The sequence below is a fragment of the Acidovorax sp. 94 genome, from assembly GCF_003634645.1.
Lineage (GTDB): Bacteria > Pseudomonadota > Gammaproteobacteria > Burkholderiales > Burkholderiaceae_C > Acidovorax > Acidovorax facilis.
The window spans coordinates 999,002-1,017,113 of the sequence record NZ_RBJA01000001.1 but is presented as its reverse complement, the minus strand read 5'-3'; the positions used below and the strand labels follow the sequence as shown (position 1 = coordinate 1,017,113).

The 18,112-nt window shown below is 65.2% G+C and carries 14 protein-coding genes; 6 read left to right on the top strand and 8 right to left on the bottom strand.

Annotated features, from left to right (window positions below):
* Positions 1-45: 45 nt before the first annotated feature.
* Complete coding sequence (locus tag C8C94_RS04815) at positions 46-2,895, bottom strand: IPTL-CTERM sorting domain-containing protein (protein WP_121419916.1); 2,850 nt, start codon at positions 2,893-2,895, stop codon at positions 46-48.
* 167 nt (positions 2,896-3,062) lie between these two features.
* Here C8C94_RS04815 and C8C94_RS04810 point away from each other — a divergent pair, with 167 nt between their 5' ends.
* Complete coding sequence (locus tag C8C94_RS04810; RefSeq protein ID WP_121419915.1) at positions 3,063-3,779, top strand: DNA-binding response regulator; 717 nt, start codon at positions 3,063-3,065, stop codon at positions 3,777-3,779.
* Complete coding sequence (locus C8C94_RS04805) at positions 3,766-5,760, top strand: histidine kinase (RefSeq protein WP_233573395.1); 1,995 nt, start codon at positions 3,766-3,768, stop codon at positions 5,758-5,760. The genes C8C94_RS04810 and C8C94_RS04805 overlap by 14 nt, the downstream gene beginning before the upstream one ends.
* A 75-nt stretch (positions 5,761-5,835) precedes the next feature.
* Here the strand turns inward: C8C94_RS04805 and C8C94_RS04800 are convergent, their stop codons facing one another.
* Positions 5,836-7,467, bottom strand: coding sequence for an HD family phosphohydrolase (locus C8C94_RS04800; RefSeq protein ID WP_121419914.1), 1,632 nt, complete (start codon positions 7,465-7,467; stop codon positions 5,836-5,838).
* 92 nt (positions 7,468-7,559) lie between these two features.
* Between C8C94_RS04800 and C8C94_RS04795 the strand changes: the two genes are divergently transcribed.
* The 3 genes from C8C94_RS04795 to C8C94_RS04785 are packed head-to-tail and all read left to right on the top strand — an operon-like array spanning position 7,560 to position 10,481.
* A complete protein-coding gene (locus C8C94_RS04795; protein WP_121419913.1) occupies positions 7,560-8,561 on the top strand; it encodes a rhodanese-related sulfurtransferase in 1,002 nt (333 codons plus the stop codon).
* 47 nt (positions 8,562-8,608) lie between these two features.
* On the top strand, positions 8,609-9,271 hold the full coding sequence (locus C8C94_RS04790; protein WP_233573572.1) for a glutathione S-transferase: 663 nt from the start codon (positions 8,609-8,611) through the stop codon (positions 9,269-9,271).
* 1 nt (position 9,272) lies between these two features.
* Positions 9,273-10,481 carry a GGDEF domain-containing protein gene (locus C8C94_RS04785; protein WP_121419911.1) on the top strand — a complete coding sequence of 403 codons (1,209 nt, stop codon included), beginning with the start codon at positions 9,273-9,275 and terminating at the stop codon, positions 10,479-10,481.
* A gap of 132 nt (positions 10,482-10,613) precedes the next feature.
* Here the strand turns inward: C8C94_RS04785 and C8C94_RS04780 are convergent, their stop codons facing one another.
* The 6 genes from C8C94_RS04780 to C8C94_RS04750 all read right to left on the bottom strand — a co-directional run bounded on the left by C8C94_RS04780 (position 10,614) and on the right by C8C94_RS04750 (position 16,147).
* Positions 10,614-11,150 (bottom strand): disulfide bond formation protein B, encoded by a 537-nt coding sequence (locus C8C94_RS04780; protein ID WP_199731376.1) that lies wholly within the window; start codon positions 11,148-11,150, stop codon positions 10,614-10,616.
* 146 nt (positions 11,151-11,296) lie between these two features.
* Positions 11,297-12,421 (bottom strand): sulfate/molybdate ABC transporter ATP-binding protein, encoded by a 1,125-nt coding sequence (locus tag C8C94_RS04775; protein WP_121419910.1) that lies wholly within the window; start codon positions 12,419-12,421, stop codon positions 11,297-11,299.
* A 12-nt stretch (positions 12,422-12,433) separates the two neighbouring features.
* Positions 12,434-13,342, bottom strand: coding sequence for a sulfate ABC transporter permease subunit CysW (gene cysW, locus C8C94_RS04770; RefSeq protein WP_121419909.1), 909 nt, complete (start codon positions 13,340-13,342; stop codon positions 12,434-12,436).
* The gene (gene cysT / locus C8C94_RS04765) at positions 13,339-14,178 is read right to left on the bottom strand and encodes a sulfate ABC transporter permease subunit CysT (protein WP_121419908.1); all 840 of its coding nucleotides are present in this window, start codon (positions 14,176-14,178) and stop codon (positions 13,339-13,341) included. Before cysT ends, cysW begins: the two co-directional genes overlap by 4 nt.
* 157 nt (positions 14,179-14,335) lie before the next feature.
* Positions 14,336-15,331 (bottom strand): sulfate ABC transporter substrate-binding protein, encoded by a 996-nt coding sequence (locus C8C94_RS04755; protein ID WP_121422701.1) that lies wholly within the window; start codon positions 15,329-15,331, stop codon positions 14,336-14,338.
* A gap of 231 nt (positions 15,332-15,562) precedes the next feature.
* Complete coding sequence (locus C8C94_RS04750; RefSeq protein WP_121419907.1) at positions 15,563-16,147, bottom strand: alpha/beta hydrolase; 585 nt, start codon at positions 16,145-16,147, stop codon at positions 15,563-15,565.
* Positions 16,148-16,414: 267 nt separating this feature from the next.
* On the opposite strand from C8C94_RS04750, the gene C8C94_RS04745 reads away from it, so the two are divergent.
* Positions 16,415-18,067 (top strand): methyl-accepting chemotaxis protein, encoded by a 1,653-nt coding sequence (locus tag C8C94_RS04745; RefSeq protein ID WP_305000522.1) that lies wholly within the window; start codon positions 16,415-16,417, stop codon positions 18,065-18,067.
* Positions 18,068-18,112 lie beyond the last annotated feature (45 nt).

The following is an 18,112-nucleotide window of genomic DNA, read 5'->3' as shown; positions in this document are numbered from 1 at the left end:
ATAGCTTATTAATTAGATCAGATAAGCGCTGAAGCGCAATTTTCCTTAGAACCTGGCTTGGCGCCACGCCAGGGCGCCCACCAGCAAAGTGAGCAGCAACAGGGCCCATTCACTCAACGTGGGGATGTGCTGCGCGGCAGCCAGCGGCATCACCGGGTCCAAAATCACACCGTTCGCCGTCCAGTCGTCGTCGCCTAGCTGGCCGTCGGTCACGCTGAAGTGCACGGTGCTGCCGCTGATGACCAGGTTGGACGGCGCAAAGAAACTGGCGCTGACCGCATTGCTCGCGGCCTTGCCGTACTTGGCGAAGACGGTGACGGGCTGGGGCCAATGGGTGGTAATGGCCACGGTGGCCCCCGGCGTGCAGCCCACGAGCCGGAAGGCAAACATGCCTTGCGGTGCACCCTGCCCCGGCGGGGCCGCGGTGGCGGCGGTGAAGCGGGTGGCCGTCGTATCGAATTGGCAGGTCTCGCCGCCGCCCGACAGGCTGGCGCTGGCCGGGCCTGAGCTGCCCCCGCCGCTCGAGGGCACTGTCGGGCCGCTGAAGCTCGTGGAGCCGATCGTGAAGCTCTGCCGCGCCTGGGCGGCTGCGGCGTAGACAGCGTTGCCCGCTTGGTCGGCCTGGATGGAGCATGTACCGGCGCCGGTAAAGGCCACCGCGCCGTTTGCCGCCACCGTGCAGGCGCCCGGCGTGGATGCGGCCGTGTCGAGGCTGAACGTGACCGGCAGGCCCGATCCGCCGCCCGTGGCCGCCGCCAGATACGTCCCGCCCACCTTGGCGAACGCTGCAGGGGCGGTGGTGAAGCTGATGGACTGGCCCAGTTGCGCGCCAGGCAGCACGTTGACGGCGAACGTTGCGGTGATGCCGACGTCGCCCCTGCTGGTGACAGTCAGCGTGCGCGGGCCCACACCCGAGAACGTGACGGCGAACGCCACACTGCCTTCGCTTTGCTGAATCTCGCTGGGTAAGGTGTCGGCGGGGTTGCTGCTGGTGATGATCCAGCGCGTGGTGTCGTCGATGTTCTGGCCCACCGGGTCGGCCACGGCCAGCACGAAGGGCTGCGGCGCACCGGCACCGACCGCCACCACGGTGGTGCCAGGCGCCGTCTCCACACGGGCCGGACCGCTCAGCGACGGCAAGGGCAGCGGCAGGTTCTCGAAGTCGATGGCGGTGCGCAGGTTGTGCCCCGCCATGCTCACGATGCCGCGGTACGTGCCCACCACGCGGTTGGCCCTGGCTTCGTGAATGCCGTAGCCAATGTAGCTGGCCATGTCGCCCGACAGGCTCTGGGGGCCCAGGTCGGCGGGCACTTGGGCGCTGGCGCCGCTTTGGGGCAGAGCAAGGTCGATGTCTGCCGCATAGGGTACATGGCCGCCGGCTGCGGTGTCGGCCCAGGGCCCGATGACAATGACACGGCCCGAGCTGGTGAACGGCTGCCCGAGGCGGGCGCGCAGCGACAGCGCGCTGTGGCACGTGCCCGCGCTGCCCGTGTACTGCAGGCACAGGCTCAATGCATGTGTGCTGTCGTCCTTGTCGAAGTCGAAGGGTGACCGCCACACGTCCTTCTCAGGTTTGATGACGGTGATGAAACGCGGCGCATGCCCGGTGCGGGTGTTGCGGCTGCTGTCCAGCGTTATCGGCGATTGCACGTTGGTGGTGACGGCCGCCGCAAAGTCCTGGTTGCGGTTGCCGTTGTACGCGCTGGCCAGCGTGTCGATATAGCGATCGGTGGTATCGGCGACCACAGTCTGGCGAGGCGCGCTGCGGTCCAGTGCCGCCGTGGCGATGAGGTCCGCGCCCGGCGGCTCCGCCCAGCCGTCGTTCCACGATCGCACCACCTGACCGCTCACGTTGAACCTGCGTCGCCCGTAGACCTGCACCTGCGGCTGCGGCGTGGTCTGGTCCAGCACCGGCCCGTTCACATGCATGACCAGCGACTGCTTGCCTGCCATCGAACCCGTACTGAACAGCACCTGGCGCAGCGGAAAGCCGACTTCGAGCGGCTGCGGCTGCAACAGTGCATAGGCGCGGTCCCCTGCCGCGCCGCCAAGCCACAGGTTTTCGTCCTGCCGGAAGTCCTGCGCGGCGACGGTCGGGTCGGTGGACGACTGGCGCACGCTGGTGGAGGCATAGGGTCTGCTGCTGATGCCCGCCAGACCCTCCAGCGTGATCAGCAATTGCGCCTGGTGCAGCACGCGCGCCTGGCCCACCGGCTGCTCGCGGCTGGCGAACTCGAAGCTGCCGTAGGAACCATCGGTGTCCTGCGCGGCTTCCACGCGCAGCATCGATTCCACACCCTGCGCCAGCCGGTGCTTGACGAGCTCGGTCACATCGAAGCTGTAGAAGCCGCGCTCGGTAATGCGCAAGGGCTGCGTCGGCCGGTCCGCATCGGTGGCGCGCCCACCGACGGCGCTGGCCAGTTGCAGGTCGCAGGCGGGAGCCGTGCCCTCGTGCGCAAAGCAGTCTGCGCCGCCGGCCTGGTAGGCACCGAAGATGGCGATGTAGCCCGGGGTGGTCACCTTGTCGACATACAGCACCAGCCGTGCGCGCACCACCTTGCCGGCGTCGAGCGTATAGCTGTCATGGCCTACGGTGGCAACCGTGTTGTCGGTGTCCACATTCAGCTTGGTCAGCGCACCGTCTGGCAAGGTGGCATAAGAGAACTTCAACTGCGCGCTGGCCCCCTCGCTCACTGGCAGGCTGGTGCCGTGGGGCGCATAGCCCGCGCCGGTGGTGCTTCCGTCGGCCACCAGGGGCGCCTCGATCCACGACGGCTGGGCCACGCTGCAGGCCTGCAGCAGCAGCACCATGGCCAGCGCGCCCAGCGCCACCGCGCTGCGCGCGCGCAACCAGGCCCGGTGCATGAGCGGGGTGTGAAGGACATTTTTGAGCATATTTTTAGCCTCTAGCGCTTTCTGATCAAGCGCTGACAGCTATAACTTCAATAGCAAAAAGCCAGCAAAGCCAGCGCGTGACCCGGATGCTAGGGACAGGGGGCGGTTTCGTATGTCCCCCTTTTGGGCGACATGCCCGTGCCCAGCGGCTGTGGCAGCATCGGTGCATGCCACCGCCTTCTTCCATTGCCTCCACCCCCGTTCGCGTCGCCGTGGTCGAGGACGACGCCGCCTGCCGCACCGCCCTGGCCCACGCGCTGCAAGGCGCTAGCGACATGCGCCTGGCGTGGACGGCCGCCAGCCGCACCGAGGCCATGGCCGCGCTGGCGCAGGACGACGCCGCGCCGCTGGACGTGCTGCTGCTCGACCTGGGCCTGCCCGACGGCAGCGGGCTGGACGTGCTGGCCGCGCTGCGGGCACGCTGGCCGCAGGCGGCGGCCATGGTCAGCACCATCTTCGGCGACGAGGTGCACGTGCTGGATGCCATCGCCGCCGGTGCCATGGGCTATTTGCTCAAAGACTTGCCCGCCACCGCCGTGGTGGACGAAGTGCGCAGCCTGCACGCAGGCGGCAGCCCCATCAACCCCATGGTGGCGCGCAAGCTGTTGCTGCTGCGCCAGACGCAGCCCGCGCTGGCGGCGGCGCCGCCCCCGGCGCCGGGCGCAGGCCTGGGCGCAAGCGCACCCCCGTCCGCGCGCGAGGCCGAACTGCTGCGCCTGGTGGCGCGCGGCCATACGCTGGACGAGGTCGCCCGCGCAATGGGCGTCTCGCGCCACACCGTGCGCACCTTTGTGCGACGCGTATATGCCAAGCTGCAGGTCACCACGCAGGCCGAGGCCGTGAGCGCCGCAGCGCGCCAGGGCTGGATCCATGCGGCCGACTGAGGCGGCGCGCCGGGTGCTGCGGCGTTGGCGGCTGCTGGCAATGCCGTTGGTGCTGCTGCTGGTGATGATGCTGGTGCCGTGCACGCACGCCGCAGAGGCCGTGCACCTGTTGCAGGCCGAGACCTGGTCTTCGCCCAGCGGCGACTGGGCGCCACCGCCTTCGCTGCACGCATCCGGCGATGCGGTGCTGGACGCCGCGACGCCCTGGGCCGCCGTGGCCCTGCCCCATGCTCGCCCGCGCAGCACCGCGTCCAGCGCCGAGCAGGCCAGCGCGCCGCCCGAAGTGCAGTGGTACCGCCTGCGCGTGCCCGCCAACGCGCTGCCGCACGGCACTCCGCAGGGTATGCGCCTGTACATCCCGCGCTGGCAGACGGTGGGCACGGTGGCGGTGTATGCCAACGGACGCCTTGCATGGCAGACGCGCGGCAGCCGCGTGTGGAACGGCTTCAACCGCCCGGTATGGCTGGATCTGAAGGGCCTAGACCAAGCGGGTGCAGCGCCGCAGCTGCACGTGCGCATGGCCAGCCTGCCGGGCGTGGGCGGGGCGCTGTCCTCGGTGTGGGCCGGACCGGCTGAGGCGCTGCGGCCAGCCTGGCGGCTGCGCGAGCTGCTGCAGACCGGCCTGGTGACCTACCTGCGGGGCGCCTACCTGGTGCTGGGCGTGCTGGCGCTGATGGTGTGGCTGATGCGGCGGGCGCGGGGCCATGGCGAGGGGCGCGAGGAAGCAGGCTACTTGCTGTTCTTCCTGTTGTCGGTGGCGCACCTGCTGGCGACGCTGTTCTATCTGGTGGACGAGGAAGGCCTGGCCGTGCCCGACGCCTGGTTCTCCTGGCTCACGCTGGTGGGGTCACTGGGCTCCTCGGTGTGTTCCTTCTTGCTGCTGCGGCAGATGCAGGGCTGGCACAGGCCCCGGCTGGCACGGGCGCTGATGGCCTACTGCTGGCTGGTGGCGGCTGCAGCGCTGCCGTTGTGGGGGCTCAGGCACGAGGCGATGCTTCCGCTGCTGCGCCTGGCGCTGTTCCCGCCGGGGGTGGTGGTGCTGTATGTGGCGGCGCGCGGCGCGTGGACGCACCGCACGGGGGCCAACGTTCTACTGTGCGGCGCCGTGGCGCTGTCGTTTCCGATGGCGTTCCATGACCTGGCGATGCAGCGGTATCTCATCAGCATCGAGCACATTTACCTCACCCCCTATGCCTACATGGGCGTGCTCACCATGTTCCTGTGGGTGGCCTTCACGCGCTACCAGCGCGCGCTGGGCGCGGCCGAGCTGGCCAATGCCGTGCAGGCCGAGCGCCTGGCCGCGCAAGAGCAGCAACTGCGCGAAACCCACGAGCGGCTGCGCGCCGCCGAGCGCGAACAGACGCTGCTCCAAGAGCGCCAGCGCCTGATGCGCGAGATGCACGACGGCTTGGGCTCGTCACTGATGAGCGCGCTGCGGCTGGTGGAGAACGAGCCCGCCGCGCGCCTGGACGTGGCGCCGGTGCTGCGCGAGTGCATCGACGACCTGAAGCTGTCCATCGACTCGCTGGAGCCTGTGGACGCCGACCTGCTGGCCCTGCTTGCGCGCCTGCGCTTCCGGCTGGGCCCCCGTCTAGAGGGCGCTGGCCTGGCGTTGCACTGGCAGGTGGACGATGTGCCGCTCCTGCCCTGGCTCGATTCGCAGAGCGCGCTGCATGTGCTGCGCATCCTGCAGGAGGTGCTGACCAACATCCTCAAGCACAGCGGCGCGATGGAGATCACGCTCGGCACCGCTGAATCGGTGCGCGGAGGTGTGCCCGGCGTGCAGGTGTGCGTGCAGGACAACGGCACCCCCTTCACCGCGCCCCCACCCGAAGCGCTACCGCCCGCGCGCAGGGGCCTGGCCAACGTGCGCAGCCGCGCACTGGCGCTGGGCGCGCAGTGTTCGTGGGACACCTGGGGGGCGCTGGGGGAGGACTGCGGTTCGCGCTTCACGCTGTGGCTGCCGCTGCACAAGCCATGAGGCATCTCGACCCTGACAACCCGGTCAGTGGCCAGTGCACTGGGCTTGGCAGCGATCCACTCAGAAGCATTTCAGTCAGGAGAAGCCGAGCGCCGCGATGTCCACCACGTCCATCTGCCCGGGCTCCAGAAAGTCCCGCGCGTAGCGCAGGTACACCCCCTCGCGCACAAACACCTCGAACAGGTCCGGGTCGATGTGCCCGTTGTCGCGCATCCTGCACATGATGGCAATCGCCTCTGACAAGGTCATACCGTTCTTGTAGGGCCGATCAGCCGCTGTCAGCGCCTCGAAGATGTCGGCAATGCCCATCATGCGGGCCTGCAGCGACATCTGGTCACGTGTAAGGCCGCGCGGGTAGCCCTTGCCGTCCATGCGTTCGTGGTGGCCGCCCGCATACTCCGGCACGTTCTTGAGGTGCCGTGGCCAGGGCAGCGTCTCCAGCATCTTGATGGTGGCAACGATGTGGTAATTGATGGTGTCGCGCTCGGCCTGGTTCAGGGTGCCAGATCGGATGGTGAGGTTCTCCACCTCCTCGGCCGTAAGGAAGCTTGTCTGCACCCCCTGCGGGTTGCGCCAGTGCCGCATGGCGGCGATGTCACGCACGCGCTGCTGGTCCTCGGGGCGCATGGCCTCGGTGCCGGTATTGCAGCGGCGCAGAAACTCGCGGTCTTCTTCCAGTGTGTGGATTTCGTGCTGCAGGGCTTGCAGCTCCTGCCCCTCTGCACGCGCATCCACCACCGGGCGCAGTGCCAGCTGGCGGCGCAGTGCGGCCAGCTCGGCATCGCGCTTCAAGACTTCAAACCGCGTGTCCACCAGCCCAATGCGGTCGTACAGGGTCTGTAGCTTGGTGGCCTTGTCCACCACGTGCACGGGCGTGGTGATCTTGCCGCAGTCGTGCAGCAGGCCGGCCATCTTGAGTTCGTAGCGGTCCCGGTCACTCATGCGAAAGCCCGCCAGCGGCCCCTGGTTGGTGGCATTCACTGCCTCGGCCAGCATCATGGTGAGGGCGGGCACACGCTGGCAATGGCCACCGGTGTAGGGCGACTTTTCGTCAATGGCCAGGTTGATCAGGTTCACGAACGACTCGAACAGGCGCTCCAGCTGCGTGATGAGCAAGCGGTTGGTGAGGGCAATGGCAGCCTGCGAGGCCAGCGACTCGGCCAGGCCCTGGTCGGCCTCGGAGAACGTGGTGACCTCGCCGGTCTCCCAGTGCCGCGCGTTGATGAGCTGCAGCACGCCGATCAGTTCATGGTCGTGGTTCTTCATCGGCACGGTCAGAAACGATTGCGAGCGGTACCCCGTGCGCGCATCGAAACTGCGGGTGCCTGAAAAATCAAACCCCTCGGCACTGTACGCGTCGGCAATGTTCACCGTGCGGTCGTGGATGGCGGCATACGCGGCCACCAGCGAATCGTTGGGGCTGCCATCTGCGTTGCGCAGCGGCAGGTGCGGAAAATCAATGGGTTTGCCCGTGGTGCCCCCCAGACGAATGTCCAGCGAGTCGGTGCGCAGTATCTCGAACTTGAGCGACTGCCCGTCCTCGGTCACGCTGTAGAGCGTTCCGCCGTCCGCGCCCGTGATGGCCTTGGCAGCCTCCAGAATGTTCTCCAGCAGGCGGTCGATGTTGCGCTCGCGGGAGAGCGCAGCCCCAATACCGTTGAGCTGCTCCAGGCGGCGAAACAGGTTGAGGGAGGGTTCCTGGGCCATAAAACACCTTGGGCGCATGTTGGAGACGCCTGCATCGTAACGAAAAGTGACCGCTATCATCACCCCTTCTTTTCCGCTCTCTCCCCCATTTCGTGGACTCGGTCACACCCCGCTTTCTCACTGTTGCGCTTTACCAGTTTGTCGATCTGCCCGACTGCGCCGCACTGCGCGCGCCCCTGCAGACCCTGTGCGACGAGCGCGGCGTGCGCGGCATGCTGCTGCTGGCGCCCGAGGGCATCAACGGCACCATTGCGGGCGCACCCGCCGATGTGCTGGCGGTGCTCAACTGGCTGCGCAGCGATGCCCGCTTTGCGAACCTGCAGCACAAAGAGGCGCCCACCGACCGCCAACCGTTCTACCGCATGCGCGTGCGCCTCAAGCGCGAGATCGTGACCCTGGGCGTGCCCGACCTGAACCCGGCTCGCAACGCGGGCACCTATGTGAAGCCCGAGAACTGGAACGCACTCATCGACGACCCCAGCGTGGTGGTGGTGGACACGCGCAACGACTACGAAGTGGGTATCGGCACGTTTGAACGCGCCATCAACCCCCACACCAAGAGCTTTGCCGAGTTCCCGGCCTGGGTGGCGCAGCAGTCGCAGCCCGGCGGCGTGCTGGCGGGTAACCCGCGCGTGGCCATGTTTTGCACGGGCGGCATACGGTGCGAGAAATCCACCGCCTACCTCAAATCGCAGGGCTTTGACGAGGTGTACCACCTGGAAGGCGGCATCCTCAAATACCTGGAAACCGTGCCCGAAGAAGACAGCCTGTGGCATGGCGACTGCTTCGTGTTTGACGAACGTGTGTCCGTGGGCCACGGCCTGGCTCCGGGGCACCACCAACTGTGCCGCTCTTGCCGCATGCCATTGGGCGAGGCCGAGCTGCAGTCGCCGCATTACGTGCGCGGCGTGAGCTGCCCGTATTGCCACGGCACGCGCACACCCGAGCAGGAACGCGCGCTGGCAGAACGGCAACGCCAGATGGACCTGGCGGATCAGCGCGGGCAAGCGCATATCGGCGCGCGGCAACCGGGCACCCGAGCGCGATTCAGCTCCAGCGACGACAAAAATGATCGCGAGGACGACTCCGCGTGAGCGCTGCCCTGCCCGTCCTCTATTCCTTTCGCCGCTGCCCCTACGCCATGCGCGCCCGGCTGGCGCTGGCTGTCAGTGGCCAGGCCTGCGAACTGCGCGAGGTGGTGTTGCGCAACAAGCCACAGGGCCTGCTGCACGCCTCCCCCAAGGCCACTGTGCCCGTGCTGGTGCTGCCGAGCGGCCAGGTGCTGGAGCAGAGCCTGGAGATCATGCTGTGGGCGCTGGCGCAGCACGACCCCGAGGGCTGGCTCATCCCCAGCCACGGCAATCTGCAGGACATGCTGGCGCTGATTGCCGAATGCGATGGCCCGTTCAAGCAGGCGCTGGACCGGTGCAAATATCCCAGCCGCTACCCCGATGCCGACACGAATGCAGAACGCGCCCGCGCCGTGGCCTGGCTGGGGGGGCTGGAGGCGCGTCTCCGGCCAGATCAGCCCTACCTGTTCGGCACCCATGCCGCCCTGGCCGATATGGCGATTGCGCCTTTTGTACGGCAGTTTGCAGGCATTGATGCCGATTGGTGGGCCGCACAGCCCTGGCCCCGCCTGCAAGCCTGGCTGGCGCAGTGGCAGGCCAGCGATCTTTTGGCCAGCGTGATGCACAAGCTACCCGCATGGGTGGATGGGACAGAGGGTGTGCTGTTTGCGCGTTCGGCAAAGAGGCTCGCGCCTGGGGCCGACACCGCACGGCCAGACTCCGAAGGACGCTGACATGGTGGGGTCTGTTCTCGTCGGCATGCTGTGTGCTCACCTGCTGTGCTTCGCGGTGATGTTTTTGCTCATCAGCAAGCGCTTGCAGGGCAAGAAGATGGGCATGGATTTTTTTGCCATGGGCAACTTGCTGCTGGGGCTTGCCTATGTGCTGCAGTTGGTGGAAGGCGGCCCGGCCTGGAGCATGATGAGCGTGGTCAACCACACCCTCACCCTGGCGGCCCCGATCACCTATGGCCTCGGGGTCATGCGGTTCTTTGGATTTCCCGCGCCGCTGTGGCGGCCGCTGGCGGCATTTGTGCTCGCCTACTCCGCCGCACAGGCACTGATTCAGTGGAGCTTGGGGCCGGTCGCCCGCTACGCCATGCTGTCCGGGATGTCTGCGCTGCTGTTCCTGGTCATGACGCTCGCGGCACTCTATGGTGTTCGCACATTCGCCAAGCACCTGTACCGCGAAATGGCATTTTTCGCGCTCCTGATCAGTGGCATCTGCATTCTGAACGCAATCAAGTTCATAAGGCTACTCCAGGGCGGACTGGAAGTGCTGCACATGGACAGCAGCTTTCAGATGGTGTTCTACATCTATATGTCGTCCCTGGCGACGGTGGTGCCACCCTTCATGATTTGGCTGGTGTTCCGGCGCCTGACCGATGATCTGAGCCAGATGGCGGCGCGCGATCCCATGACGCAACTGCTCAATCGCCGGGGGCTTTCAGAAGCGCTGGAGCAACACTTCAACCTCCACAACGCCGCGCCCGCTTACTTGCTGCTGCTGGACGTGGACCACTTCAAACGCATCAACGACACCTACGGACACCAGGCTGGCGACACCGTGCTGCGCCATGTTGCAGATGTGCTGCGCACCACCGTGCGCCGAGGCGACCTGACGGGCCGCATAGGAGGAGAAGAGTTTGTGGCTGTCTGCCTCGACAGTGATGATGTCGGCGTCGTGCAGTTGGCAGAACGACTGCGCGCAGCGGTCGAAGAACAGGCCATTCACGTGAGCGGCCACGACAAACCGCTGCACTGCACCGTCACCATTGGTGTGTCACCCCGGTTCGCCAACGGCCACGCCTTGGAGAAGGCCCTGCGGGCTGCCGATGTCGCGCTTTACCAGGGCAAGGCAGCTGGGCGCAACCGGATCGAGAAGGCCCATGCATTCGCTGATATCGCACCATTGCCAGGCGCTGGCGCCTCTGCGACTACCTGATCGAATGCTTCCGATACCTGGGTTCTCAGCGTGAAGACCTGCCATGCCAACGCAAAAAAATGGCGCTCACAAGGAGCGCCTTCTTTTCTGATGCAAGTTACGGGCTACGACAAGCGAGCCGACCCCGGCGCATCAAGCCATCGAGTAACCGGAACCCCGACGATTGCCGCTGGTGAACCCGCGCACCAACAGCGCCAGCAGCACCACCGCAAACCCCACAAAACACACAAACGACCAGTTGGCTATCGAGCCACCCAGGAACGTCCAGTCAATCGCAGCGCAGTCACCGGAGCCCCGGAAGATCATGGGGATAGCGCGGCTGATGGGATAGTTTTCGATCATGCCGTAGAAGTCGCGGCCGCAGGTGGCGACTTCGGGTGGGTACCACTGCAGCCAGCTCTGGCGGGCCGCCACGAAGGCGCCGAAGCCGGATGCGATCAGGGCCAGCGCGCCCCAGCCCATCCACCAGCCTTTTGAGCCCCTAGCGCTTGCCAGACCTGTGAAGATTGCTACACCAATGAGAGCATAGCGCTGCACGATGCACATGGGACAAGGCTCCAGGCCCACCACATGCTGCAGGTACATGCCAAAAGCCAGCATCGCCACACAAGCCACGCTGATCAGTGCCAGCACGCGGCGCGGGGCCTGATCGATCCAGTTCAACACCATCATTCTTATCCCTCATCCAATAGCCATTGCAAACGGTGCCGCCTCCGAAACGGGCGCGGCCCATGCCAGTACACCCGTGGATCTGGCTCCGCCAGTCCACCGGGTGCGCCCCCTCAGGGGGAAGACGCGCAGCGGCTCAGGGGGAGTCAGATTCCAGCGGCGTGATCCAAGAACACGCGGGCGCGGCGCGGTGTCACCACCAGCGTTTCACCCTCCTTGAAACCCATTTCCTTGAACTGCTGCGCAGGGATCTGCGCTTCGATCAAGTGGTCTGGGGACGCATTGTCCGCTGGTTTGTGGTCGTCGGAGGGAATAAGTTCCAGCCGCGCAATCGGGCCCACCACAATGGCGCGGCTCAGTTGGGCCACGATGCCGCGCGGGCGACCTTGGGCGTCGAGCCCGGCGCCGGGCGAATAGCGCTCCACATCCAGGTCGTGCGGCCGCACATAGGCAAAGGCCTTGGCGTTTTGCGCCTGGCTGTGTTCGGGCGAGTCGATCTGCATGCCGTCGAGGTGCACCAGGCCTTCATGGGCGCGGCCGTGGAACAGGTTCACATCACCCAAAAAGCCATACACAAACGGGCTGGCTGGCTGGTCCCATACCTGCTGGGGCGAGCCGCTTTGCTCAATGCGGCCCTGGTTGATCACCACCACGCGGTCGGCCACTTCCAGCGCTTCTTCCTGGTCATGGGTCACGAAGATCGAGGTGACATGCAGTTCGTCGTGCAGGCGGCGCAGCCAGCGGCGCAGTTCCTTGCGCACCTTGGCGTCCAGGGCGCCGAAGGGCTCGTCGAGCAGCAGCACCTTGGGCTCCACCGCCAGGGCGCGGGCCAGCGCAATGCGCTGGCGCTGGCCGCCGGACAGCTGCGAGGGGTAGCGCTCGGCCAGCCAGTCGAGCTGCACGAGCTTGAGCAGGTCAGTCACCTTTTGCTTGATCTGCGCCTCGCTCGGTCGCTCTTTGCGGGGCTTCACGCGCAGGCCGAAGGCCACGTTCTCGAACACCGTCATGTGACGGAACAGTGCGTAGTGCTGGAACACAAAGCCCACGTTGCGCTCGCGCACATGCACGTCGGTCGTGTCTTCGCCGCTGAAGTGGATGGTGCCCACATCGGCCGTCTCCAGCCCTGCGATGATGCGCAGCAGCGTGGTCTTGCCGCAGCCCGAGGGGCCCAGCAGCGCGATGAGTTCGCCCGACGCGATATCGAGGCTCACATCGCGCAGCGCCTGGAAGTCGCCGAATTGCTTGCTGACGTTACGGATTTCAATGCTCATGGTCTTCTTCCTTCAGCGGGCGGTTGGCAAAGGCGCGGGCCGCTCGGGGGGCAATTCGGCAGCCGCCTTCAGCGCCTGCTCGTTGCGGTGTTCGGCAATCGTCTTGATGACCAGCGTGACCAGGGCCAACAAAGCCAGCAGCGAGGCTGCGGCAAACGCAGCCACCGACTGGTATTCGTTGTAGAGAATTTCGACATGCAGCGGGATGGTGTTGGTCTGCCCACGGATGTGGCCCGACACCACGGACACCGCGCCAAACTCACCCATGGCGCGTGCGTTGCACAGGATCACGCCGTACAGCAGGCCCCACTTGATGTTGGGCAGCGTCACGTACCAGAAAGTCTGCCAGCCGGTGGCCCCCAGCACGATGGCGGCCTGCTCCTCGTCGTTGCCCTGGGCCTGCATCAGCGGAATCAGCTCGCGAGCGATGAACGGAAAGGTCACGAACACGGTGGCCAGCACGATGCCCGGCACGGCAAAGATGATCTTGATGTCGTGCGCCTGCAGCCAGGGGCCAAACCAGCCCTGTGCGCCGAACATCAGCACATAGATCAGGCCCGCCACCACGGGCGACACCGAGAACGGCAGGTCCACCAACGTGGTCAAGAACGCCTTGCCCTTGAACTCGTACTTGGCAATACACCAGGCCGCTGCCACGCCAAACACCAGGTTCAGCGGCACCGCAATCAGCGCGGTGATGAGTGTGAGCTTGATGGCCGACCAGGCGTCGGGTTCACGCAGGCCCTCCAGGTAAGCGCCAAAGCCTTTGCGCAACGCCTCGGCGAACACGGCGGCCAGCGGCAGCACCAGGAACAGCAGCATGAAGGCTAGTGCAACGGCGATCAACGTGTAGCGCACCCACGCTGCTTCGGTCGTGCCCGCTTGGGCGCGGCGTATGGTTCGGGAGTTGTTGCCGCTCATGCTGGAGCCCCCGCATGGCGACGCTGCCATGCCTGTAGTGCGTTGATGACCAACAGCAGGATGAACGAGATCACGAGCATCACCACGGCCACGGCCGTGGCGCCTGCGTAGTCGTATTGCTCCAGCTTGCCGATGATGATGAGGGGCGTGATCTCCGACACCATGGGCATGTTGCCTGCGATGAAGATGACCGAACCGTACTCCCCCACCGCCCGCGCAAATGCCATGGCAAAGCCGGTGAGCAGCGCGGGCGTGATGGAGGGCAGGATGACCTTGGTAAAGGTCTGCAGGCGCGTGGCACCCAGGCAGGTGGCGGCTTCTTCCAACTCCTTCTCGGCATCTTCCAGCACGGGCTGCACGGTGCGCACCACAAACGGCAGCCCGATGAAGATCAGCGCAATCACGATGCCTGCGGGCTTGAACGCGAGCTGGATACCCATGGGCTCCAGAATGCTGCCCACCCAACCATTGCCTGCCAACAGTGCGGTCAGCGAGATGCCGGCCACAGCGGTGGGCAGCGCAAACGGCAGGTCCACCAGCGCGTCCACGATCTTCTTGCCCGGAAACTTGTAGCGCACCAGCACCCACGCGATCAGCAGGCCAAAAACCAGGTTGACCAGCGCCGCGAGAAACGATGCGCCAAAGGTCAGCCGGTACGAGGCCATCACGCGCGGTGCGCTGATGGCCGCCCAGAATTGCTCCCAGGTGAGCGTGAAGGTCTTGAAAATCAGTGCCGACAGGGGGATCAGCACGATGATGCTCAGGTAAAAGAGCGTGTAGCCCAGCGTCAGGCCGAAGCCTGGCAGCACCTTCTTGGCGCTCTTATTTCTAGTCATAGGAAGCTATTTGTTTACGCAGCGCTTAAAAACTGGCGTGACCTGAGCCAGCGGACGCCGCGCAAGGGCCGCCCCGCCGCGCTGGCGTCGTCCCCCCTCCCGGAGTGCGCAGCGCGCAGAGAGAGGGGGGAAGCCGCGAAGCGGCTCAGGGGGGTGTTCACTTCGTGTACAGCTTGTCGAACTGTCCGCCGTCGTTGAAGTGCACCTTCTGCGCTTCTGTCAGCGAGCCGAAATACTTGGCCACGGTGAATTGCTTGAGCGGCTTGAAGGTGGCTTCGTACTTCTTAAGCACCTTTTCCGAGCGGGGGCGGATGGCATGCTTCGCGGCGATCTCCTGTGCTTCATCCGAATACAGGTAGTCCAGGTAGGCTTTGGCCAACTGGGCCGTACCCTTCTTGGCCACGGTGCGCTCGACCACGGCCACGGGGTTCTCGGCCACCACACTCACCGAGGGGTAGATCGCATCGACCTTGCCCGCGCCAAATTCACGGTCGATGGAGACCACTTCGGATTCGAAAGTGATCAGCACATCGCCCTGGTTGCGCTGCAGGAAGGTGGCCGTGGCGTCACGCCCACCCTTGGCCAGCACGGGCACATTCTTGTAGAGCTTGCCCACGAACTCGGCGGCCTGTGCTTCGGTGCCGCCCTTTTCGCGCACGGCGCCCCAGGCGGCCAAGTAGGCATAGCGACCATTGCCACCGGTCTTGGGGTTCACCACGATGACCTGGACACCGGGCTTGATGAGGTCTTCCCAGTCCTTGATGCCCTTGGGGTTGCCGTTGCGCACCAGGAACAGCATGGTCGAAGTGGTGGGCGATGCGTCGTGTGGGAATTTCTTGGCCCAGTCCTTGGCGACCACGCCGCTGTCGGCCAGGAACTGCACGTCGGTGGTCGTGTTCATGGTCACCACGTCGGCGGCCAGGCCGTCGTTCACGGCACGCGCCTGGGCGCTGGAGCCTGCGTGCGACTGGTCGATCTTCACATCCTGGCCGGTGGTCTTCTTGTAGTGCGCGGCAAAGGCGGCGTTGTAGTCCTTGTAGAACTCACGGGCCACGTCGTACGACACGTTGAGCAGCGAATTCTGTGCGGCGGCCATGCCACTGGCGGCCAGGGCCAGGGAGGCGAAAAGAGTCTTGAGTTTCAAGGAAGTCATGGTGATGTCGCCCAAAAGATGCTGGAGATGCCGCATTGTGCGGAGGCATCTTTAAAACTCAAAAGAATATATTTTTGTTAATTAATCGCAATTTCGAATATAGATTTTTCAGAGGATCGCGTCGGGCCATTGCCTGATCCATCGGCAGCGGCCCCTGACTCGGAATTTCAAGCAAAAAAGAGCACCAGCGCTTTCTGGACAAGCGCAAAAAAGCTATTAAATTTATAGCAATCAGACAGCAGCAGGCGACATGATCGACCGCGCACCGGGTTGCGATGGCACCGTGTGATCCCCCTCCAGCGACTGCAGCAATGCCCAGCCCAAAGGCCATTCCCCGTGGCCGGAGTCGATATTGATGTGCCCGGCGTTCTGCATGCGCACAAACTCGCTGCCCCAGGCCCGCGCATAGGCGCCCGCCAGGCGGATGGGGCAAAACGGATCGTTGCTGCTGGCCACCACGATGCTGCGGTAGGGCAACGCGGCATAGGGCACGGGCGCAAAGTCGCTCAGGATGGCGCGGCGCTCCGGGTCGGCCGGGGCCACCAGCAGCGCACCACACACGCGGGCCGCTGCCTCGGGGCCCATATGAGAGGTAGCGATGCAGCCCAGGCTGTGCGCCACGATCACCACGGGGTTCGGCGCGGCCAACACGGTCTTTTCCAGTTGCCCCACCCAGGCCGTCCGGGTGGGCGTGATCCAGTCGTCCTGCACTACGCGGAGCGCATTGGGCAGGCGCTCAGCCCACAGGCTTTGCCAGTGTCCGAGGCCAGAGTCGCGCCTGCCGGGGACGATGATGATGGAGATGGTAGGGGTCACAGCATTGGCATTCTGCGAGCCGCGCCTTAAAACCCAAACGACTTAATTCTTGTTATTTAATCGCCAAAACATCTAAAAAAGCCTCAACTCCTGCCCAGACAAAAGCTGACTATCGAGTAAATAAATTAAACCAAACAGTTTAATTTGCAACCAGTCAGTACAATGCAACGAAATGCAAACACCTTGCCATGGTCTGCCGCTCCAATGGGGACACCTGGCGGTTTGTATGGGCAACGTCGTCCCCGGACATCTTCAAGAGGCACCTTAATGCACACATGGAAAATCAGCCAGCGCCTGATGGCGGGCTTCGGCCTGGTCATCGTGGCTTTGCTCGGAATGTCGGTCTACAGCGTGCTCATTGCACGGGGCATCGATGGCGCATTGAGCGCCAATGCCACGCAAAACGCGGTCATCCAGCGCACTGCCATCAACTTCCGGGGTTCGGCCCACGACCGCTCCATCGCGGTGCGGGATGTGGTGCTGGCGCCCAACGACGAGGCGCGCAAAAAAGAGATTGAATCCATCGCGCGGCTGGCCGACTTTTATGCCCAGTCCGCCACGCAACTCGACAACGTGCTGAAAACCGCAAAAGAGGTCCCACCCGAGGTGGGCCCCATGGTGCAGGCGCTCAAGGACATCGAAGCACGCACGGTGGCCACCACCAGCAAGGTGGTTGCACTGATGCAGGCTGGCGACCGCGCGGGCGCCGAAGCCCTGCTCTGGGCCGAGGCCAAACCGCAGTACGAGCAATGGCTGGCCGCCGCCAACAAGCTCATCGACTACGAGGAAGGCCGCATCATCAAGAACAGCCAGACGGCCAACCAGGACGCCAGCCAATTCACCGGCGTGATGCTGTCCATCACCCTGCTGGCCGTGCTGATCAGCGTGGCGGTGACAGTGCTGGTATCGCGCAGCATTGGCCGCGAGCTGGGGGCAGAGCCCAGCGAAGTGCGCGCCGTGGTGCAGGCCATCCAGCAAGGCAACCTGACGACGCACGTGCAGGTCAAGGCGGGCGACACCGGCAGCGTGATGGTGGCCGTGCGCGACATGCAACAGCGCTTTCATGAACTGGTCTCGGCTGTGCGCGACAACATTGCGCAGCTGCGCACCACCAGCGACGACATCAGCAGCGGCAACCAGAACCTGGGCAACCGCACCGAACAAGCCGCCAGCAGCCTGGAGCAAACCGCCGCCAGCATGGAAGAGCTGACCGCCACCGTGCGCCAAAGCGCTGATTCGGCCCGCCAGGCCAATGCGCTGGCCACCACCGCCGCCAGCACCGCCACCAAGGGCGGCGAAGTGATGCAGCAGGTGGTGAGCACCATGCAGGACATCCACCACAGCAGCCAGAAGATCGCCGACATCATCGGCGTGATCGACGGCATTGCCTTCCAGACCAACATCCTCGCGCTGAACGCTGCCGTGGAAGCAGCGCGCGCGGGTGAACAGGGGCGTGGCTTTGCGGTGGTAGCCACCGAGGTGCGCAGCCTGGCGCAGCGCAGCGCCGAGGCCGCCAAGGAGATCAAGGCGCTGATCCAGTCCAGCGTCGAAAAAGTGGACTCGGGCACCCAGCTTGTGGCCAATGCCGGTGACACCATGAACGAGATCGTGCAAGGCGTGCAGCGCGTGAACGGCATCATCGGCGAGATCAGCACCGCCGCTGCCGAGCAGAGCGACGGCATCTCGCAGGTCAACGTGGCCGTGACCCAGCTGGACCAGATGACGCAGCAAAACGGCGCGCTGGTGGGTGAAAGCACCGCTGCCGCAGAGAACCTGCGCCAGCAGGCCCAGCGCCTGGCAGAGCTGGTGGCCGTGTTCCAGGTCAGCGGCAGCGCTGCAGCAGGCATGGGCACACGCGCCACAGCGAGTCACCGGGGCAATGCCCTGCCCACCACCAGCGTGCGACGCCTCGCTCACTGAGACCGCAGTGCGAACGGTAGGCCCGCAAGCTTGGGTGCGATGCGG

What these genes read in the sequence shown, in the direction of transcription:
- C8C94_RS04815 (WP_121419916.1), bottom strand. Translation starts at nt 2,895, where the DNA reads ATGCTCAAAAATGTCCTTCACACCCCGCTCATGCACCGGGCCTGGTTG.
- C8C94_RS04810 (WP_121419915.1), top strand. Translation starts at nt 3,063, where the DNA reads ATGCCACCGCCTTCTTCCATTGCCTCCACCCCCGTTCGCGTCGCCGTG.
- C8C94_RS04805 (WP_233573395.1), top strand. Translation starts at nt 3,766, where the DNA reads ATGCGGCCGACTGAGGCGGCGCGCCGGGTGCTGCGGCGTTGGCGGCTG.
- C8C94_RS04800 (WP_121419914.1), bottom strand. Translation starts at nt 7,467, where the DNA reads ATGGCCCAGGAACCCTCCCTCAACCTGTTTCGCCGCCTGGAGCAGCTC.
- C8C94_RS04790 (WP_233573572.1), top strand. Translation starts at nt 8,609, where the DNA reads ATGCGCGCCCGGCTGGCGCTGGCTGTCAGTGGCCAGGCCTGCGAACTG.
- C8C94_RS04785 (WP_121419911.1), top strand. Translation starts at nt 9,273, where the DNA reads ATGGTGGGGTCTGTTCTCGTCGGCATGCTGTGTGCTCACCTGCTGTGC.
- C8C94_RS04780 (WP_199731376.1), bottom strand. Translation starts at nt 11,150, where the DNA reads ATGGTGTTGAACTGGATCGATCAGGCCCCGCGCCGCGTGCTGGCACTG.
- C8C94_RS04775 (WP_121419910.1), bottom strand. Translation starts at nt 12,421, where the DNA reads ATGAGCATTGAAATCCGTAACGTCAGCAAGCAATTCGGCGACTTCCAG.
- cysW (WP_121419909.1), bottom strand. Translation starts at nt 13,342, where the DNA reads ATGAGCGGCAACAACTCCCGAACCATACGCCGCGCCCAAGCGGGCACG.
- cysT (WP_121419908.1), bottom strand. Translation starts at nt 14,178, where the DNA reads ATGACTAGAAATAAGAGCGCCAAGAAGGTGCTGCCAGGCTTCGGCCTG.
- C8C94_RS04755 (WP_121422701.1), bottom strand. Translation starts at nt 15,331, where the DNA reads ATGACTTCCTTGAAACTCAAGACTCTTTTCGCCTCCCTGGCCCTGGCC.
- C8C94_RS04745 (WP_305000522.1), top strand. Translation starts at nt 16,415, where the DNA reads ATGCACACATGGAAAATCAGCCAGCGCCTGATGGCGGGCTTCGGCCTG.